Genomic DNA, 22480 nt, shown 5'->3' on the forward strand with positions numbered 1-22480 from the left:
GATGTAAGACTTTCCATCATTTCATGGGTAGCCTTGTTATGTAAGAGAGATGAGATCAGTCGAGATCCAGGCTCACTTTTCCTCCTGAACCTGACCTCTAACCCCTGCAATAAAATAGACGAATCCTTTGAATTCCCGTGAGCTGCCGCAATGGTGACTGATCGCTGGCTCCACCTACCTTCAAGCGCTGAGCTGCCCTGCTCAGACGATACGCCCGTGGATAACGAAGATCAGAATCTCATTCCCAATATCCTGCTGTTTTTGCTCAAGTTCATTTGGGCAGAGCGGAACGACTGGTTCTTTGGGGTAGACATGGGGATCTACCACACGACGGGGGTTTCGCCGCTGGTACCCGTCGTGCCGGACGGGTTTCTCAGCCTCGGCGTGGAACGCCATAAAGCGGGGGAATCTCGCAAAAGCTATGTGGTGTGGGAAGAGGCAGGCGTTGTCCCGATGCTGGCGCTGGAGGTGGTGTCGCTGACTCCAGGTGGAGAATACGATGCGAAAATGGCGACCTATGCCCGGCTGGGCGTGTTGTATTACGTCATCTATAACCCCCAATACTGGCGACGCGACCAGCACCAGCCGTTTGAGGTGTATAAATTGCAGGACGGCGCTTACCAGTTGCAAATTGGTGAACCCTACTGGATGCCGGAGGTGGGGTTGGGAATAGGCCGCAGCCCTTACCAGGATGGAACGGTCGTGCGGGAAGCGCTGTATTGGTATAGCGAACAGGGAAGACGGTATCTAACCCCAGAGGAACAACTGGAACGCTATCGCCAGCGGTTTGGCGAGTTGCTAGACGAATAAAGGCTGCAAGACGGTCGCCCATCTGAGAGAATTGCTCGTCGTCCACCCTTCTCATTCACCCAATGTTCACTGAATACTTCACTGAATACTATGTCCACCGATACTGAAGTAGAGCTAGAGCGACTTTTGCAAGCCCGCAACCAATACCCTGATCGCGCGGCTGACATCGATGCCCAGATTCGCGCCCGGTTTATGGAAACCCACGCGATTTTGGTGCTGGATTCTTCTGGGTTTTCGCGCTTGTCGCAGGAGCAGGGTATTATTGCCGCGCTGGCTGAAATTGAGCGGATGCGTGGCATTGTTGCGCCGATTGTGGAAGCACACCAGGGCAGCCCGTTTAAGCTAGAGGCGGATAATGTATATGCGGTGTTCCCCAGTGTGGAGAGGGCGATCGCCGCGTCTCGTGAAATGATGCGCCAGCTTGCCCTGATTAACAAACACGTCAGCATTGGCATTGGCTACGGCGACCTGATCATGATCTCCGATGGGTCGTGCTATCAAGATGTCTACGGCGAAGAGATGAACCTCGCTTCCAAGCTAGGCGAAGACCTGGCAGAAACCGATGAGGTGCTGCTCACCGAAGCCGCCGTTCACCAACTCTGCACCGAGCGCCCCAGAGAACACCTGCCCGTTTCTCCACCCACCGCAATGACCATCTCCAACCTCACGCTCCAGGTCTATCGCCTCACCCCAAATCCCTAATCCCTTGCCACCGCTGCCCAGACTAAAGCAACTTCGTATTGTTGAAACATCGAATCTGCACTAACCAGCATCAGGTCTTCTAGCTGTGCTTGGGCAATCAGCATTCGGTCAAACGGATCACAATGATGAAGCGGCAGCATGGATGCCTGCACCGCATGGGCGGCTGTAATTTCTAATGACCTTGCTCCAAGCTGAGTCATGCGTGTAGAGACATAATCACCAACAGGCTCTGGTAGCAGCAGCTTGCCGATGGAAACCTTAACAGCCATTTCCCAAACACTGGTGACGGAGAACCATAATTCATTTCTTAACCTTAAACCATCCTTTCTTAACCTTAAACCATCCTTCAAAATGCCTCGCTCCAAATCCGACCTGCCCAGCAAACTCTGTCCGGTATGCCAGCGGCCATTTACATGGCGCAAAAAGTGGGAAGATTGCTGGGATGAGGTCAAGTATTGCTCCGAACGCTGCCGTCGTCGTCGCGCTCAGGCGAAATCGGGGGATGACGAAACGCCGCAGCGTCGGCAGTAGCGTTTTGCGGGCTTCATTCACTGTGGACTACTGGAGAAGGGCTTTCTATGCTGATGGGTCAGGTTCAACCCAAGCTAATCATTCATGGCGGGGCGGGCAGTTCGCTCCGGAGTAAGGGTGGGGCGGATGCCGTGCGGCTGTCGCTTTACCGGGTGATCGAAGAAGTGTATGGAATGCTGCTGGCGGGAGCGAGTGCCCAAGCAGCAGTGGTGCGTGGCTGCCAGATGCTAGAGGACGATCCCAGGTTCAACGCGGGTACGGGGTCGGTGCTGCAATCGGACGGGCAAATTCGCATGAGCGCATCGCTGATGAATGGCTCGGCACAGCGGTTTAGCGGCGTGATCAACACTTCGCGGGTGCAGCACCCGATTGATTTGGCGCTGTTTTTGCAGGATGGGAGCGATCGCGTTTTATCCGACTATGGTTCCCTGGAACTGATGCGGGAACTGGGCGTGCCGTCCTACGACCCGCTGACGGAAATTCGCCTGAAGGAATGGATTCAGGAGCGCGACCATAATTTTTCTAAAGAAATGGCGGGCGTGGTGGCCGAGAAAGAGCTAGTGTCGGAGGCGGGTCGCGGCACGATTGGTGTGGTGGCGCTGGATGGCGAAGGTCAGCTTGCGGTGGGTACGTCTACGGGCGGCAAAGGCTTTGAGCGGATTGGGCGGGTCAGCGATTCCGCGATGCCAGCGGGCAACTACGCCACCCACCACGCGGCTGTAAGCTGTACGGGCATTGGCGAAGACATTATCGACGAGTGTCTGGCGGCGCGGATCGTGGTGCGCGTGATTGATGGGCAAACGCTGCTGCAAGCCTTTGAGCGGTCGTTTATCGAGGCGGAGCAAAATCGGCGCGATTTTGGGGCCATTGGGCTAGACCGCACGGGGGCGATCGCCTGGGGCAAGACCTGCCCTACCCTGCTGGCGGCCTATCATGACGGCACGCGCATGGGTGATACGCTCGATCTGCCCGAAGAGATGGTGACGGGTGGCATCGCGTCGCCTGCCCACGCCTAGCAGGAGGTGGCTGGTGTATCTGCTGATTCCTGCCGCTGGCTCTGGCAAACGCATGGGCGCAAGCCGAAACAAGCTGCTGCTGCCGCTGTTTGGCAAACCGATCATTGCCTGGACGCTGCTGGCGGCTAAAGCTGCGCCGTCGATTCACTGGATCGGCATCGTCGCCCAGCCCGAAGAGTGGCAAGACTTTCGGGACATTGCCGCAGGGCTGGGCATGGGGCGGACGGTGCGCCTGATTCCTGGTGGCAAAACCCGGCAAGAGTCAGTCTATAACGGCTTACAAGAGCTTCCTGCCGTTGCGGAGCGGGTGCTGATACACGACGGGGCGCGGTGTTTGGCTACGCCGGAATTGTTTGATCGATGCAGCGAGGCGCTGCTGCACTGCGCGGGTCTAATCGCTGCGATTCCCGTCAAAGACACGATCAAGATCGTTGCGCCGGGAACCGAAATTATCCAGTCTACACCCGATCGCAGTCAACTCTGGGCCGCCCAAACGCCCCAGGGGTTTGATGTGGAAACGCTGAAACGCTGCCACGAGACGGGTCGTGAGATGGGTTGGGAAGTGACCGACGACGCGGCGCTATTTGAACACTGCGGACTGGCGGTGCGGATTGTGCAGGGCGAAGAGACGAACCTGAAGGTGACGACTCCGGTGGATCTGGCGATCGCCGAATTTATCCTGCGCGATCGCCAAAAGTCTGCCACTTCCTGAACTTAAGTTACTCCAGCCTACAACAGCTACTATCGCCACTTGCGCCGTAACACCGCTTTCAGCATTTCCAGGGTTACGCACAGACCTGCCGCAAAATTTACAGCCCCATCCACTCGATCGGCGGCATCTGGTCAAACGCCTGACGCAGCGAAATCTCCCACTGCTTGCGGATTTCTACCAGATAGGGATCGTCTTGCCCTAGCCGGAGGCGATCGCCAACCTTAAAAGAATCTGTCCGATACATCACCAAATCGATCGGCGGGCCGACGGAAATATTCGACTTCATAGTGGAATCGATCGACAGCAGCGCACACTTGGCCGCGTCTTCTACGCTGGTGTCGTAGCTTAGGATGCGATCCAGAATCGGCTTGCCATACTTCGTTTCACCAATTTGCAAAAACGGGGTTTCAGGCGTGGCCTGGATGCAGTTGCCCTGGCGATAGATGAGATAAAGCTCTGGCGGCTCGCCCTGAAACTGTCCTGCTAGCAGGCAGTTGCAGGAAAAGTCGATCTTGTCGCGCTCCAGCCAAGGGCGTTCTCGCTCCTGAATATGTCGAATTTTTTCGCCCACATAGCAGGCCGCATCATACAGCGTGGGCAGTGTGTGGAAGCTCTCGCACTCGCCCAGTTTCAGGTCGCGGTTGAGCATATTCACCACGGCTTGGGTAATGGCCAGGTTGCCAGAGGTGCAGAGCAAAATCACCCGCTGTCCGGGTTCCGAAAAATCGAACAGCTTCTGATAGGTGGAAATGTAGTCCACGCCTGCGTTTGTACGCGAATCTGCTGCCACCACAAAGCCGGATTGGGTGACAATGCCGAGGCAGTAGGTCATGGGGTAAGAAATGTTGAAGCTAAAACACTAGGACTGACTCAGCGTATCAGAAAGGTAGTCCGCTGTGGTTTCCAGCAGGGCGATCGCATTTTCGTACATCATGCGCGTCGGGCCCAGCATTCCCAAACTACCGACGGGCACACTGCCCCGATGGTAGGTGGTGGAAATCAGCGTGCAGCCGCGCATCGGTTCTAGCGGGTTTTCGGAACCGATGCGAACCATCACGCGGCGATCGCCCCCCTCCGAATCAGCCTCAAAAATCAGCGGCCAGAGCTGGTCTTGCTCTGCTTCCAGCACATGCAAAATCGTCTGCACCTGGTGTAGTTCGGAAAACTCCGGATGTCGCCGCAGCACCTCAGCTACACCGCTGATGAAAATTTGGGTAGACACGGGCGACTGGGTGCGCCGCTCCAAGTCTGCCAGCGACCCCCGCAGCACGTTGGCATATTGCTCAAACTCGCGCCCCAATTCTGACCAGTCCAGCGAGGCCACATCACCGAGCGATCGCCCCCTTAAATGAGCATTCAAAAAGTTCGACAAAACCTGTAGCTCCCGCTCCAGCAGTTCTGGATCATCTGGAGATTGGGCAGAATCGGCAGGCGCTTTGGGCAGATCCACCACCACCGACTGCGTTTTGTAAGAATCCAGCACCACAATCAGCATCAGCCGTCCCGGATCAATCTGCACCAGTTGCAAATGGCGCACCTGAGCCACTGTGCTTTGGGGCATCGTCACCAGCGCAATATAGCCGCTGAGCGTCGAGAGAATCTGCGCTGCGCCATGCAGCACGGCTTCTAGGCTCCAGCCTTCGGCATCAAGCTGTTGCGCCAGCACGCGATCGACCCGGCGGGCAGCCTCCTCCGATGGGATCATCAGCTGATCCACATACACCCGATAGCCCGAATCGGACGGCACGCGCCCCGCTGAGGTGTGGGGCTGATAGAGCAGACCCTCGCGCTCCAGATAGCCCATCACATTGCGAATCGTCGCCGAACTGACGCGGGGATTAAATTCTTCCACCAGCGCCTCAGAGCCAACGGGTCGAGCCGTGACAATATACTGACGCACCGTAGCGCTGAGTACCTGCTGCTGGCGATTATTAAGCTTGACTGGAGTAGCCATCTCAGCCTGATTTCTTATGGATTTCTTAACGTATTGATGTGATCGTAATTTAGCGCCTCCGAGATTGTCTATGCGTAGCCAGACATACTAAGCCAGAGATCCGCAGAAGAAAAGGCAGAAGCGGGAAGGAATCCCCAAAGATCTGACAAAAACAAAATTGCCTCTCGACGGTGTGGCACAATACCTGTCTAATTGGGCCCTAGAATCCATCTTTTAAAGCGCAATGTGCAACTTTCAAGCCCTCATCCCCCAACCCCTTCTCCCAGGTCGGGAGAAGGGGAGCAAGAGAGGCTTGAAGCCCCTCTCCCAGAGCGGGGGAGGGGCTGAGGCCTTCGGCATACCAGAAAAGGGTGAGGGGGATCGGTAAAGTTGCATATCCCGTTCTTTATCTCAAGGTTGCTGAGGCAGTCTGGGTCGGCCGATCTATTGCTTTGCGACTCCAAACCTCTTCTGAACTTCTTCCCAATATTGCTCTAAGTGCTTATGTCTACCCCTTATCCCCGCGACCTGATCGGCTATGGCCGCCACACGCCCGATCCACGCTGGCCCAATCAGGCCCGTGTGGCGGTGCAGTTTGTAATTAATTACGAAGAGGGCGGCGAAAACTGCATTCTGCACGGCGATGCGGCATCGGAAGCGTTCTTATCAGAAATTGTGGGTGCGTCGCCGCTGCTGGGGGTGCGCCACATGAATATGGAATCGATTTATGAATATGGCAGTCGGGCGGGTTTTTGGCGGCTGCATCGGCTGTTTACCCAGCGGCAACTGCCTGTGACGGTCTATGGCATTGCAATGGCGCTGGAACGTAATCCAGAGGCAGCGGCGGCAATGGTGGAAGCTGGATGGGAAATTGCCAGCCACGGCTATCGATGGATCGACTATCAATATGTCAGCGAAGAGGTGGAGCGGGAACACATCCAAAAGGCGATCGCCATCCAGACCCAGGTCACAGGCAGCCGGCCCCTCGGCTTTTACCAGGGGCGCATGAGTCCTAACACGCGGCGACTGGTGGTGGAAGAGGGGGGCTTTCTCTACGATGCCGACAGCTATGCCGACGATTTGCCCTATTGGGTGCATGACTATGGTCGCCCCCACTTGGTGATTCCCTATACCCTCGACAACAACGACATGCGGTTTGCCACTGCCCAGGGTTTTAACTCTGGCGACCAGTTTTTTGCCTACCTGCGCGATGCCTTCGATGTGCTGTATGCCGAGGGAGCCGACGCGCCCAAGATGATGAGCATTGGCCTGCACTGTCGGCTGGTGGGCCGCCCTGGACGCGCCGCCGCCCTGGCCCGCTTCCTTGACTATGTGATGCAGCATGATCGGGTGTGGGTCTGTCGCCGGATTGATATTGCGCGGCACTGGCACGAGCATCATGCGCCCGTCTCTCTGATAAACCGATCTCTGTAAACCGATCTCTGTAAACCGATCTCTATGTAAACCTGTTTCTGGATAAACCTGTTTCTGGGTAAAACGGTTGCAGAGTTAACAGCTTGTCTCCAGGTATAAGCAATTCCGGGTTGAAGTTGAGTTTTTCATTACGAATCCAATTCGACCTGAGGGGCGATCGCGGTTGCAGGGCAAAAGTTTTCCCGTAGTATCAGAAATAGGGTTAGCCCGTAGGCAATTATTGCTATCGGATTCTAGAACTGGGCGACCCCCTACTGCCGTTTCAAGTATTTTGAGAGGACTGTTGCATGGCAACCTACAAGGTTACGCTGATCAACGAAGCCGAAGGGCTGAATACCACGATCGAAGTGCCCGATGATGAATACATCCTCGATGCGGCGGAAGAGCAAGGCATCGACCTGCCCTACTCCTGCCGTGCGGGTGCTTGCTCGACCTGCGCTGGAAAAATCAAAGAAGGCACCGTAGACCAGTCTGACCAGTCTTTCCTGGACGACGACCAAATCGAAGCAGGCTACGTGCTGACCTGCGTTGCCTACCCCACGTCTGACGTAGTGATTCTGACCCATCAGGAAGAAGAGCTGTACTAAGCTGCTGGCTGTTTTTGAATTGGTTTTTGAACTTAAAACGGGCTGTCTTTTCGAGCAATTAGCTCTGTGAAAAGGCGGCCCTTTTGGTTTTAATTGGGCTGGGTTGGCGGTTTAACTTCGGAACAGGAGTTGTCAAAACGAACTCATAACGAGTATGATTTAGAAAGATTGTATCGAGAAGGTTGCATTCGGGATGGTTCAGGATCACTGGGTCAGGATCTCTGGGGGCGATCGCCCTTCCTAGACTGCCTGCCAGCAGCGACTACCTGCCAGTAACGACTGCCTGCCAGCAACGCAATGAAGCGGTTTCTGGTCGGTCAACTGACGCGAGGTAGAGCCGTAACCCCTGGCAAACGTCTCTTTGGAAGGATGAAGATCTCATGAAAGTGCTGGAAACTAGAATCAACTGAAGATTTTGGAGCAGTGCGGTTGGGTTGTGAGTGTGTTGGCTCTGGGGGGTTGATTTGTGAGGGGAGGGGTTCTTCATTGAGAAGATGCCTTTGTATCCCTGAGCCGCTGCCGGACTGCTCTGTGTCGCTCTATCAGTGACTAGCTAAGGGTTCTGGATCATTGCTTGAGTTGCTGAACGTTTGGACTGAATTTGGATAATCGTTAACTAGCGAGGTTTGCGTATGACAACGACACTAGAGGCTCGTCAAACTGCTTTGGTTAAGGCGCTGAATCGCGAGCAAGCGAATACGCTGGTCGCCTATTTGAACTACAAAAAGTATCACTGGATGACCTACGGGCCGCTGTTCCGTGACCTGCACTTGCTGTTTGAAGAACATGGCAACGAGATTTTTGCCATGCTAGACGAGCTAGCTGAGCGGAGCTTGATGCTGGATGGCACGCCGATTGCCGATCCCGCAGACTATCTGCCTGCGGCTACTGTGAAGCCGTCTAAGGGCAAGCTAAAGGTGCGGGAGATGGTGGAAGAGGCGATCGCCACTCACGAACATATCATCACGGAAATGCATGAAGATGCTGAACTAGCGGATGATGCGGGCGATATTGGCACTGCCGACTTGCTGACCCGTCTGGTGCAGGTTCACCAAAAGCATCGCTGGTTCCTGAAGGAGATCTTGAAGCAGGGCGATGGCCTGCTGGATAACTAGATCCGTATTTTGGGTTGACTTTTGATTGTTGACTTTTGATTAGTGCGATCGCCCAGATAGCTTGCCAAGCAGCAGGTTCGTCTGGGCGATCGCGCTTTTTTGCGAACCCTTGTGCGCCTTTTTCTCGCATTTCTACGGAGGGCGATCGGATCTTTTTTGAAAAAAGGGCGATCGCCTCCGAAATTCTACGAAGCCCTGGTGAAGTTAATCCCTGCGAGGCACGATAGCTTCGCAGCATACACAGCCGTTACGTTTTCGATACGCATACCTTACGCATACCTTACGCATATCTTACGCATGGGCTACGCATAAGCCGCGTACTGTCTACGCAACGTCAAACTTACCCATACAAAAGTACCCATACATAGGATAAGGAGTCTGCACCTTATGGTGACTATTCAAGAAAAGCGCGAATTGGTGAACCAAACCCGCGAAACCAACCGTGCCGTTCAGGTTTACGACTATGCCGACCTCAGTGGCGTGGCGATCAACCTGCCTTCTAGTCAGCGCGTGAAGCTGACGGGGATCGTCGGCGACGGACGGGCCCAAATCAAAGAGCCTGTGATTGGCTGGGTCAACGCGACTTTCCTCAGAGTCCCCACCGAGATCCGCAAGGGCGCACGCTATCGGGTTCGGATGACCAGCGCACCCAACGGGCTGCTGGCCTACTGGGAGCCGGGCAAAGCCCAAAACGACGGCCCCGCAGGTGGCGCAACGGTATTCCTGACGGAGCCGCAGGATAGCTACGTCGAGGGTGGCCGCAGGTTTGTTCGCGTGTTTTATACGGGCAAAGCCAATAATGAGCGCATTGGCTATGTCTCTCAGGGGCCCATCGGCAGCACCTTGGGACAGCCCAACAGCAACTTTGAGGGGCCGCTGTAGGCGCTCGCCTTTGCCCATCAAAGTTTGATCGGAAGTTCAACTGATTTAACTCATCCAGTTCGGTAGCGCCGTTGGGTCTTGCTCTCTCAGACTCCGACGGCGCTTTCTTTTGGAACTTATGCAGTTGGAAGAATCTCTCGCCCGATTAAACCTGAAATTTAATGAACTCGCGTCAATTTACGTGATGGATTCCTCACTTGTGGGAGATTCGGCGCTATAGTCAGGCGGGGGAGAATGGTATAGGGTTTAGATCAAATAGCATGGCACGCAAGCGAGTTAAGCCGCAAAGACGTTTTACTGCGTCGAGTAGGGCATGGGAGAAAAGCAATATGGACAACCAGACCGACACGAAAACCACCTCCACCCTGGAGCGAACCGACGCATCAGCACCGGACCCCGTGGCAGAAAAAGGCGCTGAGACGGCGAGTGCTGAGGCGGCGAGTGCTGAGATGGAGCGTGGGGCGATCGCCCCTGAACCTGCCCCGGAACCCGCCCCTGAACCTGCTCCCAATGCAGTGCCCGATCTGCAAGCTGCCCTGGAAGCCTCGCAGGCCAACGAAGCCATTCTCCAGCGCAAGATTGCAGCCCTAGAGACCGAGCTAGCCGCCCAGCAGGCTCAGATCGACCAGCTTAAAGCAGAAGCCGCTGCTGCCGCCCAACTCAAGACTGAACTGGATGAAACCAAGCGCGTCATCGTGCAACTGACAGAGCTAAACGCCAAACTCAGCGAAGAAGCCAAAGCTGCTGCCGCTCCCCAGCCCCTTGCCGCCGCCGCCGCCCAGCCCGCGCCTCAATCCGCGCCCAAACCTGCCGAACAATCTGCGCCTGCTCCTCCAGTCTCTGCCCCCCGCAAAGAGGTGCATCCGGGACACGAACCGTCGCAAACCTCCCAGCTAGAGCTACGGCGCACGCTGCAATCGCCCCCGCCGCTGCCTGGCCCCGTCGCTCCATCTATCAGCAATGACGAAATTGGCTGGGTGGACTAAAACCCATCGGTTGGTGACGAAGGCGGGTTGGCTTGCCCTACTGCATTCGGTCAATAGTGCGGTACTGAATTGCTTCGGCAACGTGAGCAGTTTGCAACCCCTCTTCGCCCGCCAGATCGGCAATCGTGCGGGCAACTTTTAGGATGCGATCGGTGGCGCGGGCCGACAGCCCCAGCTTGCGAATCGCCCCTTCCAGCAGGGCTTGCGTGGTATCGTCCAACTGACACCATTTCCGCAGGTGGCGGCTCTGCATCTCAGCATTGCAGCGCAGCCCTTCGCTTTGGAGCCGCGCCTGGGAGCGACTCCGCGCCTGCTGCACCCGCTGGCGCACCGTCTGAGAATCTTCGCCTTTAGGCTGCTGGATCATTTCCTCTGGCTTCAGTCGATTCACCGCCACTTGCAGGTCAATCCGATCCATCAGCGGCCCCGACAGCTTGGCCCAATACTGCTCGCGTCCGCGAGGAGAGCAAGTACAGGCCTGCACCGTGTCGCCAAAATAGCCGCAGGGGCAGGGGTTGGTGCTGGCGACCAGAGTGAACTGGGCAGGAAAAGCGACGGACTGGCGCGTGCGGGAGATGGTGACGCAGCCATCCTCAAGCGGCTGTCGCAGAAACTCTAGGACATCCCGCTTAAATTCTGTGAGTTCGTCCAAAAAAAGCACGCCTCTATGGGCAAGGGAGATTTCTCCGGGGCGAGGGAAACTGCCGCCGCCGACCAGCGACGGGCCCGAAGCAGAGTGGTGGGGACTGCGAAAGGGGCGATCGCACACCAGGCTGCCTCTTTCCTTCAGCAGGCCGGCGACGGAGTGGATTTGCGTCACCTCCAGCGCTTCCTCAAAGCTCAGCGGCGGCAAAATGCCGGGAAGCCGTCGGGCCAGCATGGTTTTGCCACTACCCGGCGGGCCCACGAATACCAGATTATGCCCCCCAGCGGCGGCGATTTCTAGGGCGCGGCGGGCCTGGGCCTGACCTTTCACGTCTTTGAGGTCTAGACCCGTAAAGGGCGATCGCGCGAGTTCTTCCGTCGCATTCACCTGGAGCGGCTGATAGCGATCGGGATGGTTTAGAAAATCTGCCACCTCCGACAAATGCTGGAAGCCGTATACGTCGATGCCCTGCACCAGGGCAGCTTCGCGGGCATTGTCGGCGGGCACCACGATGCCGCGCATTCCCAGTTGCTTGGCCGTAGCGGCGATCGCCAGCACCCCCGCCACAGCCCGCAGCGACCCATCCAGCGACACCTCCCCCAGCAGGATAAACTGCTCTAACAACTGCACATTCACTTGCTCTGATGCCGCCAAAATGCCCATGCTAATCGGCAAATCGAAGCTGGGCCCCTCTTTTCGCAAATCCGCCGGGGTCAGGTTAACCACCACCCGCCGCATCGGAAAAGCATAGCCTGCGTTCTTCAATGCCGCCTTAACGCGCTCTTTGGACTCCTGCACGGCTGTATCGGGTAGCCCCACCACCACGATCGCAGGTAGCCCCCCAGCGATATCCACCTCCACGCCTACCTTCATCGCGTTGATGCCGATCAGCGAAGCGCTCCAAACTCTTGCTAGCATGATCCACCCTGTTGTCTTCAGTCCTCAGAATTCCCGAAAGGGTAGGTCGGGGAACAGGGGTGATGACTCCGTAGCGCCAGCGCCAGAGAGGTTGGGGGTTGCCCAGCGCTGAGTCTTTTGGCTGGGGCGATCCTCTTCCTTCAGTCCCAACTTGCCAAGCCCACGATCCAGATGAAATCGCTGGAAGCCCTGCAGGCCATTGGACGCGGAATCCAAAATCGCCCATCTAAAATCCAAAATCGATCCAACGGTGGGTTGTTTATGATGGTTGAGACATGCCCTCTGAGAAATGCTTTCTCTCCGATTCCCTATGAGCCGCTCTGTTCGATTGTCCAAGCGTTTTCAATCCAAGCGTTTTCAATCCAAGCGTTTCCAACCTGCTGCGTCGTCCTCCTCGCTGCCGTGGTACGGGCTGGGGCTGGCGGGCATTTTTGGGGTGTCGCTGGCGCTGCGGCTGTGGGGGCTGGGGCGGTTCAATACGCTGGTGTTCGACGAGGTGTATTACGCCAAGTTTGCGGCGGCGTTTTTGCAGGGACAGCAGGAGTTTGGCGGCCACCCGCCCCTCAGCACGTACCTGATCGCGGGCGGCATCTGGCTGTCGGAGCGACTGGGCTGGGGCGGCCCAGAAACCTACAACGGCCTCAGCGGGCTGTATGTTTCAACCATTAGCTATCGCTGGCTGAACGCAGTGACCGGGGCGGTGATTCCGCTGGTGTTGGGGGCGATCGCCCACCTGCTGACGGGGCGAAAGGCGATCGCCCTGCTGACGGCGCTGTTGGCAGCCTGCGAAGGGTTCTTACTGGTCGAATCGCGCTATGCGTTGAATAATGTCTATCTAATCTTATTTGGGCTATTGGGCTGGTGGTGTTTGCTGCGATCGCTCCACAGGCTGCATTCCGCCAACAAACTCACCCCCGTTGTCTGGCTGAATCTGGTGCTGGCGGGCATAGGCTTCGGCGCGTCGGTGGGGATCAAGTGGAACGGCGTAGCGTTTCTGGCGGGGGCGTACCTGCTGTGGATAGTGGCATGGGGAATGCAGCGGTTGCAGCAGCACGGATTGCCCAGCCTGCCCTTTGCCCCGCCGCTGTCGAGCCTGTCTCACTTAAATGCGGGCGTGTGGGCGCTGAGCATGGCGGGAATTCCTTTTCTGACTTACTACCTGAGCTGGCTGCCCTATATTCAACTCGACCCCAGCACCAGCTTTGCAGGCTGGCAAAACCGCATTTTGGACTACCACAGCCGCGTCGGTGGCATGGACGCTCACCCCTACTGTTCGCCTTGGTATACCTGGCCGCTGATGCTGCGTCCGGTTGCCTACTTTTACAAAACAGCGGTGCCGGGCGATCCCGTCCCTGTGGTCGGGCCCGATGCGCCCACGGCGGCTGGAGACTTGATTTACGACGTTCACGCGATGGGCACGCCGACCCTGTGGTGGCTCTCGACGCTGGCTGTGGCGCTGCTGGCGGGTGCGGTGGGCTACTGGCTGTGGCACTGGGGGCGATCGCTCTGGGCTGCCCGGTCGGGCCAGACCGAACCACTCCTGCTGCCACCAGCGACGCAAGGATATCTCAGCGCTGCGGCGTTTGTGGTGGGCAACTGGGCCGTGCAGTGGCTGATGTGGATGCGGGTCACGCGCTGCACGTTTCTCTACCACTACATGAGCGCGGAACTGTTCACGGTGCTGGGGCTGGCGCTGGTGCTGGATCGCTGGCTGCGGAATGCTCAGTCTGGGTCGCGTTGGCTGGCGCGGGGGGCGATCGCCCTCGTGCTTCTCGGCTTTATCTTCTGGATGCCATTGTTTCTGGGACTGCCCCTCTCTGCGGACGGGCTACAGATGCGCCGCTGGCTGCCGTCATGGATTTGAAACTAAACGCTCTACCCCTCTTCCCTCTTCATTCTTCGTTCTTCGTTCTTCCCTCTTCCCTCTTCATTCTTCTTCTGCACCTCTGATAAACAGAGCGCGAAACACAGGCTCCCGTCGAGCAAGGGTGGACGACTCACGCTCGGTGGCAACGGGCAGCGGGTTGTCGGGGAGCCATTCGGCCGATTGGCGCTGAAATGCGGGATGTTCTTGGAAGCGATCGCACATTTCCGCCGCCACTGCTTCGACATCCGATTGCAGAAACACCACACCGCCGGAGGGCATATGGTTCGCCAGTGTTCGCACCATGCTGGGCTGCACAACGCGCCGCTTTTGGTGTCGCTTTTTGAACCAGGGGTCGGGAAACTGGATGCTGACGCGCTGGAGGCTGCTGGGTGGGAGCGATCGCAGCAGGGGTTCCAGCGAGTTGCTGGCGTTGCAAAAGAGATAGTGCAGGTTTCCCAACGCCTCCTCGTCGCGCCATTTCAGCGCTTGCTCGACCAGCGGCTCACGAATCTCCAGCCCCAGGAAATTCCAGTCTGGCTCGATTTGCGCCATTTTTAGCAAAAACACGCCCCGCCCACAGCCAATGTCCAGATGCAGCGGTCGAGCTGGGTGAGTGAAGACTTGCGACCAGTCTGGCGGCTGGATGGGCTGCTGGTACTTTTGGCTGAGCGGGTTGACGTGCTGGCGAACGCGGACAACGGGCATGGGAAAGGATGCCGATCTTGGATTTTGGGATTTTGGATTTTAGAGTTTGGGCGGCGGCAGGGTGAGGGATTGAGCAGGGATTGAGCAACGATATACGCCTTATACGCCTGCATGGCCGATGGCCAGCGCGGCGACCAGCATCCCCAACACCAAAAACGGCTGGGCGCTGGCTTGATATTTCACGTCGTTTTTCAGCGGGTCGCGCAGAAAGTACATATCCTGAAACACGATTTGCGGAATCACCAGCAAAATCAGCAGCACGGCGTAGAGATTTTGCCCGATGCTCATCAGGTACGCCGCGATGCCGCCCTGAAATACGTCAATCATCAGGACGCAAATCCACGCTGCTGTGCCGATACCAAACATCACGGGCAGCGACTTTAGACCAAGCTGGCGATCGCCCTCCACGCTTTTGAAATCGTTGACCACGGCGATGCCCAAGCCTGCCAGACTATAGAACAGCGTCAGCACCATCACCGTCGGCGACAGTCCTCCAAATAGCGCCTGGCCCGCCCACCAGGGTAGCGCGATATAGCTAGCCCCCAGCGCATAGTTGCCCAGCCAGCCGTTTTTCTTTAGCTTCAGCGGTGGCGCGGAGTAGATATAGCTGAGGAAGGAGCCAAAGAGGGCGATCGCCGTGATTTGCGGAAACTCGTGCCCGGCCCATTGGTCGAGTGCGTAGGCGAGCGCCAGCCCTGCAAACAGCAGCACCAGAATTTGCGCCTTTACCTGCGGCACCGAAATTGCGCCAGAGGGAATCGGACGGTAGGGTTCGTTAATCGCGTCGATGTCGCGGTCGTAGTAATCATTAATGGTTTGCGTGTAGCCTGCCAGCAGCGGCCCCGAAAGCAGCATACAGGCCGCCGAAATCAGCACATTCTCCAGCGTCCAGGTGTAGTTGCCCGACGCGGCCGCACCGCACACCACACCCCAGATCAGCGGAATCCAGGTAATCGGCTTCATCAACTGGAGGCGGATCTTCCAGATATTCGTCTCGCCCGACTTTGCGCCCTTCATGCCCAAAAGCTGACGCGCCGCCGAACCCGCCTCGCTAGCGACTTCTGATGCACCGTTCGATGCCCCATCTGCTGCTGCTTCCATCGGCGACATCGGGGCTTCAGATTCGGGAATCGAAGAAGGGGTTGTGGACTCGGACATAAGGGTTTATTGGGTTAGGGATTCAGAGGTCAGAATTCGGGAAGCGGGCTGCAAAACTGGCATCCTGCACCCGATACTTTACCCGACACTTCATAATATTGCGTTTAGATTGCGTTTAGTTCACCGATTGGGCGTTTTCAGGTAGCCCACTGTCTCCATCGTCTATTGTGAAGCTATCCCCGCCGCTTTGCCAGCGCTCGGCCGAAATTTTGCCTGCCGACTCTCATCTCTCAACCCCTCACCCCTCGACCCCTCAACCCATGCAGTCTGAACGTTCCACCCCAAGGGCGATCGCCCCTGCTGCGTTCACCGTCCACCTGCCCCCGTCGCTGCCCATGACCGACGAGCAGTTTTTTGAGTTTTGCCAGGTCAATCGCGACTTGCGAATCGAACAAAATGCAGATGGAGATCTAGTGATTATGTCGCCTGTTGGTTCTGGCACTGGCAATCGCGAAGCAGGCATTATTGGTCAGCTTTATGTTTGGAACGAGCAAACTGGGCAGGACGTTGTGTTTAGCTCCAGCGCGGGGTTCAAGCTGTCTACCGGGGCAAAGCGATCGCCCGATGCGGCGTGGATTCGGCTGGATCGGTGGAACGCGCTGACCCCAGAACAGCAGGAGCAATTTGCGCCGATTTGTCCCGATGTGGTGATTGAGCTGCGATCGCCCAGCGACAGCCTGGAAACCCTGTAAGCCAAAATGCGCGAATATCAGCAGGAACCGGGCTTTCAGTTGGGCTGGCTGCTGGATCGGGGCGATCGCCGCGCCTATATCTACCGCCCCAGTGAGTCGGTGCAGATTCTAGAAAACCCCGACTCCCTCAGCGGCGACCCCGTGCTGACAGGGTTCCGGCTGGACTTGAGCAAGGTTTGGGGATGAGCTGAACAATGCACAATAGTTAATAGTTAATGCGGCTAGAGAAGACCAGCCAAAGCTTTTTTCAGCCTTTCTCCAGACAGATCAAGCCAGTTTGTTTACTGTACTTGCAACGCTTTGTGAATACTCTCAACAAGCCTCTCAATAAAGTCAACCGCATCACCAACTAGCACCTCATCAATATTCCATCGACTGCCAATATTAAAAGTTGGGTCAATGTCAGCTTCATGAGCAATTTTATTTCTTCGATCAACGATCGAATTTAACTCTTGTTTGATATCTTTTGCAGGCTTACTCATTTGAATAGCTACTTCGTCCCACAATTTTTTATCTGAAATGTACCTGATAGCTTCAGCAATTTTGTCTGCTTGCTGAAAGCTTTGATATCCTAAACGCTCTCTAATTTCACTTTCTAGCCAAGACGTATTATTCAACTTATTAAGAATACTGCTTGATATTATGGGAATCAAATCTGAAATTGTATGAGACTTCTGGAGAAACTCATACCCCTGAATTTGCTGCATTTCAGCCTCAAGCCAAGAAGCAATATCAATTGCTGTCAATCGATCTTGACGCGCACCACCCAGCGAGACTTGAAAGCGTGAGAACGCTGATTGAGCAGTGTTTGCCGAAGGTGCTGGCTCAGAGCGATTTCCTCGATGAATTTCTAGCATTCCCAACGTCACAACTTCATGCACGTAGTAGTCTAATGCGCTTACAGCAAGAACGAGCGCAGCACGCAACATATCTGATATATCAAGTGCGCCAGTGGCTTGAGCCTTGATAGAGTTATGAAGCGCAATCAGGTCTCGAACGCGGTTAATGCTGATGCGAAACTGATCAAGCGCTGACTGCATACGTGAAGCTTTCGGAGCTTAGTGCAATAACTTTGTCTGCTAAATCTGAAAAGGTTTTCCTAAACTCTTCCTGCTTTTGCTGATTCTTCTCCAAGACCACACCTGTTTGTCTTAACTGCTCAGGGGTTAGGTCATAGACTGGAGTTCGATGTTCCTGGGATAGAGCAATTAGGCTATTAAAGTTAGAAATCTTTGCGAGAGAAAAGCTGTCTCCAAGACCCTGATCCCGATACACATAATCTGACAACATCATGTCGCTCTGTCTCAGAGTCGGAACCAGTTTTTCAGCAACAGACTTCTCAATCTTCTCAATCCAAGTTTGAAATGCAGCCGTCTCTTTACCTCGTATAATTCTATAGTTTTGCACAATTGTTCCTAGGAAGCGAAGCTTAACATTAGGAAAAGGGTAGTTAGCTTCTTTCAGAATCTGAAGCGAACTAGCTGACCTAGCCCAGGCATGCCATCTAGGCAAAACCTTAACTAGAGAGTCAATTGCCATTACAGAGAAAAAGTCAGCAGTAGTTGGCACTACGAAAAAATCGCTGATCATCAGTAAGTTCTGATTGATTGAGCCTAAGCTAGGACTCATGTCAATCAGAATATAATCTGCATTAAACTTAGCTGCCGTCTTCTCAAACAAATCATTGATGGAACCTGGCAAGTTTTTAAGAGCTTGAATCGAACCACTTAACTCTTGAGCAATACCAAGTGTCACTTCATACTCTGCAAAGCCAACATGACCAGGTAATAGAAATAAATCATCTCGACCTGATACTAGAATACAATCAACAGCTTCAATGGCTCTGGGTTGTGACTCAAATGCAGGAGCTAAACCTGTCTTTATGTTTGATTTTGTATTGTAGATTTCTTGAATCCGGGCCTCGTCATCTTCCGTTTCCTCGCCCAAGGCCATGCCTGTGAGATTACACTGTGGATCGCTATCAACAAGAATGACCCTTTTCCCTTTTGAGGCAAGCATCCAGCCTAAATTGAAGGTGGTTGTGGTTTTGCTAACTCCGCCTTTGTGGTTGAATAAAGCAATTTTTTGAACCATTGCATCAAACCCTTGTGTAAGATTGCGATCGCCAGTTGCTTGAAATTAAGACAGATGAGGACAGTACGCTTAGATTTCTGCCTCAGTATAGCTTGAGGCTTTCGGGTAAAAAGCTTGCCCCAAAAACCAGAAGTGTTGAATCTTGATGGTAAAACTTTACAAAAAGCACTCTCAAGAGGCGGATTATTGAGAATGGAAGCAATAAGTAGGTCATTACAGGCAGAATTATAGATCTTTTGTACTGGATTCAGCTATGAACTTGCCCTGCTAACATTGCGTTCAACACTTCTGCCCAAAAACCTACGCTGCTTGCGACTGTCCTAGCTCCGTCAGGAACTTTAGCGCCTTCACCATCGCGTCGGCGATGGCGGTCGGCGGCAGTTCATAGAAGGCTGGCCAGGCTTGACCTTTGCGCTCGTCGTAGCGGTTGGCATCTTCGGGATGCCGTTCTAGCCAGGCGATGCGGACAGCGTGCCCGATGAACACGTCCAGCACGATGTATTCCTCGAACTGGAGATCGGGGTTCTGTTCGGCGATCGCCGCCAGGGCCATCAGCGCCTCCACGTTCACCTGGCGATACTCCGGAGCCTGGATTTTGTTCAGCAGGTGTTCGACTCGGAGCGCAAAGTTTGTCTCGCCGGGGGTCATTTCCAGCAGCAGTTCACTTTCCAGGCGGTTGCGCCGATCCAGCTTGTCGCCGATGACCAGTCCCTTGCAGTGCTGCAACACGCGCCACACGCAGCGGTAAAAGTCTTTGGGAACCTTGGTCAGTGCGCCTTCCATGCGGCGCTTTTTGGCCCAGCCGCCGCTGGCAGAGTCGCTCGCCGCCGTCTCTTCGCCGCTGGGTTCCACCAGTTCAGGGGCCACGGGCACGGCTGCCCACTGAATATTTTGCTGCTGGCGGATGTGCAGAGACTCCTGCTGGAAGAGAATGTCATTGAGTTGTTCATATTCCAGCAAGACTTTGTAGAGGCGCGTTTTTACCTCAAACGGGCTGAGCTGCATCAAATGCTCGTAGGCTTCATCCTGCGTCACGTCTAGTTCTCGCGCCAGTTCGCTAGTAATCAGCAGGATTAGATAGCCGACGCGCAGTGTGAGCATGCCCTTAAACAGGTGCGGGTCGGTCTTAATCAGCATACTCAGGTAGACCAGGATTTCCTGAGTCAGGGGGCGATCGCGCACGTCCTGCCTTACAAACTCGCGGATCTTGTCCATGATTTCAAAGGTGGACATGGGGCTGGTCATCAGCGAGTCTTCGCTGTAGGACTTGCCGACCGCAATCTGCTTTTGCCGCACGAGGATATCCGTCACCGCGTCCGACAGGTTCACGTCCACCTTATCGAGCAGGCCCGCCGCCTGACGGATAATGCCCCACAGCCGCAGTTGGCTGGCCTTGGCATAAATCTCGTCGAGCAGATCGGCAACGGTGAGCGATCGCCCTGGCCCGCCAAAGCCCGTGTCAAACTCCAGCCCCTCTAGCCGATTCAGCGCCTCCAGCACTTCGATTTGCTCGTAGAGGTTTTCGGAATGGCGCAGGCGTTCTAGCAGAGCAGGCACATCCGTTTCACGCTCCAGGCGAAACTCTTCGGCGCTGCTGAGCGGCTGGTTGCGGTCGGGGCGCAGCGTCAGGAAATAGGGGGTGGGCAGGGCATCCTGCACGGGTGAGGTCTCAAACACAAATTCGTGGATGAAATCGAACCGCTCGGTGCCTGCGGTTCGCATGAGTTCCTGCAAGCGGCCCAGCGTGACGGGAATGCCGCCGCAGTGCCCGTCGCGTAGCTCGCTAAATAGCTCTAGCAGCGGCTCTTTGTCGCGCAGCATGTCGTGGGTCAGCAGCAGCGTCATGGTGGGGCGGCCGAGGCGATTCCAGTGTCGCCAGATGTAGGCCACCTCAGCGCGGATTTGGGACACCAAGATGTGGTAATCGAGCGTTAGATAAAACTGCTGCTGATCCAGAAACGACGGCAAAAACACCATCGTTTCGCCCTTGATCTTGAAAATGCGGGAGGTGGTAAGGCTCCGCAGGCGGCGGATAGGGCGACCGCTCAGGCCCAGTTTGTCGTTGCGCCCGATCTGGGTCAGCACATCCGAAAGCTGGCCCGAGGTTCGCACCTGGGTTGGGTCGATCTGGCTGGGCGTTTGCGTGGCCACCCCAAAGGCGGCCAGTTCTGCCTGGAGTGCCTCATCTTCGGCTAGCAGGGAAATTTGCACCAGGGGTCTGGGATGCTGACCCAGGCGCAGGTGTTGCCCCAGGGGGTCGAGGTCGCCGGGGGCAATCAGCCCTTCCTGCAGGAGCCGACCGAGGAGATAGAGGCTCTGGGCCCAGACGAGGGGCAGGTTATCGTTGGGCAAGCGGGTTTGGCTGCCGGGGTGTTCGCGTTCGGGGGCGATCGCCTCTTGTGGCACGTAGTAAAGCTCTGGCAGCAGCTTCACTCCATCTTTCTCCACGCGCACTGCGTCCAGCTTTTGGCGATAGTCTTCGGCTTGGATGGTGTCGCCGCGAAACAGCGCGTCCAGATACAAGTAGGTAAAGAACAGCGGCCACTCGCACTCAATATGCTCAAAAGCTTTCAGTTCCCACGGTTCATAGTGCAGCCGCGTTGGGTCTTCGATGACGGTCTGGTGGCCATCCCGCAGGAATCGCTTGCAGCCGTAGCGGCCCTGGAGTTTGGTCACGACGTTATTGCGAGTCCGTTCCACCAGGCTCAGGTCTTCGACCGCGAAGGCGGGATAGCCAATGACACTCAGCACCGCCGCGTCCACTTCTTTGGAAGCCGACTCGCGGGGCAGCAGCGATTCCAGCGTGTTGCGGGCGCGGGCGATTTCGTCGGGCAGGACGTGGATAATCGACGACTGGCTGCCGCGCACGCCAAACAGGTCGAGGCCGCTAATCGCCTCCAGCGCCGCCTTGGCCATGCCGACCGAGCTAGCGTTTAGCTCTGGGTTGCCGTGGTTAATTTTGTTGCCGCGCTCCCAGATGCCGTAGTCGGGGGTGCGATAGGCGCGGCCAATATAGTAGACGAGGTTTTGAATAAAGTTCACCTCGTCCAGCGTGAAAATAATTTGCAGCCCTGAAGCCGTCATCTGCGACAGCATCAGCAGGTAGATCGAGGTGGCATCGATTTGCAGGTGGCCCCAACCGTCGTCGCCGACCACTGTGTTGGTCGTTGCCAGGTCGTATTTGGCATGGAGAGCATCCAGTGGGTGCTGGGTTTGTTTGAACTTTTCAACCTTGTGCGCCTGCCGCATCATGGCAAACAGCAGCCCGCGCATCAGCTTGACGACGCTCTGCTCTAGCTCATAGCAGCGCCCCCGGTCTTCCCCAATGCGGCGATAGGCCAGCGCCAGCCCCCACACGCAGAGGATGCTGTATACGTTGTCGCGCACCCAGGCATCGGTGTAGTTGCCGTGGGAATTGATGGCGGTGCTGGCGGGGAGGAGTCCGGTGACCGGGTGCTGCCGCGCTAGGATAATCAGCTTTACCTCTTCGTAGTAGCGGTCAAGCTGGGACTGGAGGGTGCGAAGCGCATCGGAGGACGACAGACCCGACGGAGAAGAAGCTGGGGTGGACATAACCGCTGTGGCAGGGTTTAGGTTACTTGCCGCGTTTAATTATTGTAATTATTGAGCGTTTGCCGAATGGGAACCGCAGCACAGCTAGCAGAAACGAGCAGAAGGCGGTGCTGGGAAGG

At 55.9% G+C, this 22480-nt stretch carries 20 protein-coding genes and 1 pseudogene; 12 read left to right on the forward strand and 9 right to left on the reverse strand.

The features are described from left to right. The first annotated feature begins 150 nt into the window (after nt 1–150). Nucleotides 151–810 (forward strand): Uma2 family endonuclease, encoded by a 660-nt coding sequence (locus JTM80_RS10125; RefSeq protein WP_172358218.1) that lies wholly within the window; start codon nt 151–153, stop codon nt 808–810. Between the two features lie 90 nt (nt 811–900). Further along, complete coding sequence (locus JTM80_RS10130) at nt 901–1512, forward strand: adenylate/guanylate cyclase domain-containing protein (RefSeq protein WP_172358217.1); 612 nt, start codon at nt 901–903, stop codon at nt 1510–1512. On the opposite strand, the gene JTM80_RS10135 is transcribed toward JTM80_RS10130, so the two are convergent. Further along, complete coding sequence (locus tag JTM80_RS10135; protein WP_225906818.1) at nt 1509–1862, reverse strand: type II toxin-antitoxin system VapC family toxin; 354 nt, start codon at nt 1860–1862, stop codon at nt 1509–1511. The two genes, JTM80_RS10130 and JTM80_RS10135, sit on opposite strands and share 4 nt — an antisense overlap. A 1-nt stretch (nt 1863) precedes the next feature. On the opposite strand from JTM80_RS10135, the gene JTM80_RS10140 reads away from it, so the two are divergent. From JTM80_RS10140 to ispD, 3 genes are read left to right on the forward strand one after another with little or no spacing between them, the layout of a single operon-like run. Then, the gene (locus tag JTM80_RS10140; RefSeq protein WP_084781995.1) at nt 1864–2043 is read left to right on the forward strand and encodes a DUF2256 domain-containing protein; all 180 of its coding nucleotides are present in this window, start codon (nt 1864–1866) and stop codon (nt 2041–2043) included. Between the two features lie 47 nt (nt 2044–2090). After that, nucleotides 2091–3059, forward strand: coding sequence for an isoaspartyl peptidase/L-asparaginase (locus JTM80_RS10145; RefSeq protein ID WP_068507512.1), 969 nt, complete (start codon nt 2091–2093; stop codon nt 3057–3059). 13 nt (nt 3060–3072) lie between these two features. Beyond that, nucleotides 3073–3771: a 2-C-methyl-D-erythritol 4-phosphate cytidylyltransferase gene (gene ispD / locus JTM80_RS10150; protein WP_172359075.1), complete on the forward strand. Its 699-nt coding sequence runs from the start codon at nt 3073–3075 to the stop codon at nt 3769–3771. A 97-nt stretch (nt 3772–3868) separates the two neighbouring features. On the opposite strand, the gene JTM80_RS10155 is transcribed toward ispD, so the two are convergent. Beyond that, nucleotides 3869–4603, reverse strand: coding sequence for a proteasome-type protease (locus JTM80_RS10155; RefSeq protein ID WP_172358216.1), 735 nt, complete (start codon nt 4601–4603; stop codon nt 3869–3871). A gap of 27 nt (nt 4604–4630) precedes the next feature. Further along, nucleotides 4631–5725: a heat-inducible transcriptional repressor HrcA gene (gene hrcA, locus JTM80_RS10160; protein ID WP_172358215.1), complete on the reverse strand. Its 1095-nt coding sequence runs from the start codon at nt 5723–5725 to the stop codon at nt 4631–4633. Nucleotides 5726–6208: 483 nt separating this feature from the next. Here hrcA and puuE point away from each other — a divergent pair, with 483 nt between their 5' ends. The 5 genes from puuE (at nt 6209) to JTM80_RS10185 (ending at nt 10708) form a co-directional block, all read left to right on the forward strand. Continuing rightward, complete coding sequence (puuE, locus tag JTM80_RS10165) at nt 6209–7138, forward strand: allantoinase PuuE (RefSeq protein WP_205371115.1); 930 nt, start codon at nt 6209–6211, stop codon at nt 7136–7138. Nucleotides 7139–7425: 287 nt separating this feature from the next. Further along, the gene (locus tag JTM80_RS10170; RefSeq protein ID WP_068507500.1) at nt 7426–7725 is read left to right on the forward strand and encodes a ferredoxin; all 300 of its coding nucleotides are present in this window, start codon (nt 7426–7428) and stop codon (nt 7723–7725) included. Between the two features lie 632 nt (nt 7726–8357). Then, a complete protein-coding gene (locus JTM80_RS10175) occupies nt 8358–8840 on the forward strand; it encodes a Dps family protein (RefSeq protein ID WP_172358213.1) in 483 nt (160 codons plus the stop codon). A gap of 387 nt (nt 8841–9227) precedes the next feature. Then, nucleotides 9228–9722: a hypothetical protein gene (locus JTM80_RS10180; protein ID WP_172358212.1), complete on the forward strand. Its 495-nt coding sequence runs from the start codon at nt 9228–9230 to the stop codon at nt 9720–9722. Nucleotides 9723–10051: 329 nt separating this feature from the next. Continuing rightward, the gene (locus tag JTM80_RS10185) at nt 10052–10708 is read left to right on the forward strand and encodes a hypothetical protein (RefSeq protein WP_205371117.1); all 657 of its coding nucleotides are present in this window, start codon (nt 10052–10054) and stop codon (nt 10706–10708) included. A gap of 37 nt (nt 10709–10745) precedes the next feature. Here JTM80_RS10185 and JTM80_RS10190 read toward each other — a convergent pair whose 3' ends face one another. After that, entirely contained in the window at nt 10746–12272 is a 1527-nt protein-coding gene (locus JTM80_RS10190; RefSeq protein ID WP_205371119.1) for a YifB family Mg chelatase-like AAA ATPase, read from the reverse strand. Nucleotides 12273–12582: 310 nt separating this feature from the next. On the opposite strand from JTM80_RS10190, the gene JTM80_RS10195 reads away from it, so the two are divergent. Then, nucleotides 12583–14136, forward strand: coding sequence for a phospholipid carrier-dependent glycosyltransferase (locus JTM80_RS10195; protein WP_172358209.1), 1554 nt, complete (start codon nt 12583–12585; stop codon nt 14134–14136). A 63-nt stretch (nt 14137–14199) separates the two neighbouring features. On the opposite strand, the gene trmB is transcribed toward JTM80_RS10195, so the two are convergent. Both trmB and chlG read right to left on the reverse strand, forming a co-directional pair. Further along, nucleotides 14200–14844, reverse strand: a complete 645-nt coding sequence (gene trmB, locus JTM80_RS10200) for a tRNA (guanosine(46)-N7)-methyltransferase TrmB (RefSeq protein ID WP_205371121.1) — start codon at nt 14842–14844, stop codon at nt 14200–14202. A gap of 99 nt (nt 14845–14943) precedes the next feature. After that, nucleotides 14944–16002, reverse strand: a complete 1059-nt coding sequence (gene chlG / locus JTM80_RS10205) for a chlorophyll synthase ChlG (RefSeq protein ID WP_205371123.1) — start codon at nt 16000–16002, stop codon at nt 14944–14946. 290 nt (nt 16003–16292) lie between these two features. Between chlG and JTM80_RS10210 the strand changes: the two are divergent. Beyond that, nucleotides 16293–16880 (forward strand): annotated as a pseudogene (locus JTM80_RS10210) (Uma2 family endonuclease). A 95-nt stretch (nt 16881–16975) separates the two neighbouring features. On the opposite strand, the gene JTM80_RS10215 reads toward JTM80_RS10210, so the two are convergent. From JTM80_RS10215 to JTM80_RS10225, 3 genes are all read right to left on the reverse strand, one after another. Further along, entirely contained in the window at nt 16976–17734 is a 759-nt protein-coding gene (locus JTM80_RS10215) for a HEPN domain-containing protein (RefSeq protein ID WP_172358204.1), read from the reverse strand. Beyond that, on the reverse strand, nt 17718–18788 hold the full coding sequence (locus tag JTM80_RS10220) for a ParA family protein (RefSeq protein ID WP_205371124.1): 1071 nt from the start codon (nt 18786–18788) through the stop codon (nt 17718–17720). The genes JTM80_RS10215 and JTM80_RS10220 overlap by 17 nt, the downstream gene beginning before the upstream one ends. A 300-nt stretch (nt 18789–19088) precedes the next feature. Further along, a complete protein-coding gene (locus JTM80_RS10225; RefSeq protein ID WP_172358202.1) occupies nt 19089–22361 on the reverse strand; it encodes a glycoside hydrolase family 15 protein in 3273 nt (1090 codons plus the stop codon). Nucleotides 22362–22480: the final 119 nt, after the last annotated feature.

This window comes from Thermoleptolyngbya sp. PKUAC-SCTB121 (assembly GCF_016919485.1).
In the GTDB taxonomy this organism is placed as follows: Bacteria; Cyanobacteriota; Cyanobacteriia; order Elainellales; family Elainellaceae; genus Thermoleptolyngbya; species Thermoleptolyngbya sichuanensis.

Coding starts and splice junctions, on each gene's coding strand:
- JTM80_RS10175 (WP_172358213.1), top strand. CDS start 8,358: ATGACAACGACACTAGAGGCTCGTCAAACTGCTTTGGTTAAGGCGCTG.
- puuE (WP_205371115.1), top strand. CDS start 6,209: ATGTCTACCCCTTATCCCCGCGACCTGATCGGCTATGGCCGCCACACG.
- JTM80_RS10130 (WP_172358217.1), top strand. CDS start 901: ATGTCCACCGATACTGAAGTAGAGCTAGAGCGACTTTTGCAAGCCCGC.
- JTM80_RS10125 (WP_172358218.1), top strand. CDS start 151: ATGGTGACTGATCGCTGGCTCCACCTACCTTCAAGCGCTGAGCTGCCC.
- hrcA (WP_172358215.1), bottom strand. CDS start 5,725: ATGGCTACTCCAGTCAAGCTTAATAATCGCCAGCAGCAGGTACTCAGC.
- JTM80_RS10220 (WP_205371124.1), bottom strand. CDS start 18,788: ATGGTTCAAAAAATTGCTTTATTCAACCACAAAGGCGGAGTTAGCAAA.
- JTM80_RS10140 (WP_084781995.1), top strand. CDS start 1,864: ATGCCTCGCTCCAAATCCGACCTGCCCAGCAAACTCTGTCCGGTATGC.
- JTM80_RS10170 (WP_068507500.1), top strand. CDS start 7,426: ATGGCAACCTACAAGGTTACGCTGATCAACGAAGCCGAAGGGCTGAAT.
- trmB (WP_205371121.1), bottom strand. CDS start 14,844: ATGCCCGTTGTCCGCGTTCGCCAGCACGTCAACCCGCTCAGCCAAAAG.
- JTM80_RS10180 (WP_172358212.1), top strand. CDS start 9,228: ATGGTGACTATTCAAGAAAAGCGCGAATTGGTGAACCAAACCCGCGAA.
- chlG (WP_205371123.1), bottom strand. CDS start 16,002: ATGTCCGAGTCCACAACCCCTTCTTCGATTCCCGAATCTGAAGCCCCG.
- JTM80_RS10155 (WP_172358216.1), bottom strand. CDS start 4,603: ATGACCTACTGCCTCGGCATTGTCACCCAATCCGGCTTTGTGGTGGCA.
- JTM80_RS10225 (WP_172358202.1), bottom strand. CDS start 22,361: ATGTCCACCCCAGCTTCTTCTCCGTCGGGTCTGTCGTCCTCCGATGCG.
- JTM80_RS10145 (WP_068507512.1), top strand. CDS start 2,091: ATGCTGATGGGTCAGGTTCAACCCAAGCTAATCATTCATGGCGGGGCG.
- JTM80_RS10195 (WP_172358209.1), top strand. CDS start 12,583: ATGAGCCGCTCTGTTCGATTGTCCAAGCGTTTTCAATCCAAGCGTTTT.
- JTM80_RS10185 (WP_205371117.1), top strand. CDS start 10,052: ATGGACAACCAGACCGACACGAAAACCACCTCCACCCTGGAGCGAACC.
- JTM80_RS10190 (WP_205371119.1), bottom strand. CDS start 12,272: ATGCTAGCAAGAGTTTGGAGCGCTTCGCTGATCGGCATCAACGCGATG.
- JTM80_RS10215 (WP_172358204.1), bottom strand. CDS start 17,734: ATGCAGTCAGCGCTTGATCAGTTTCGCATCAGCATTAACCGCGTTCGA.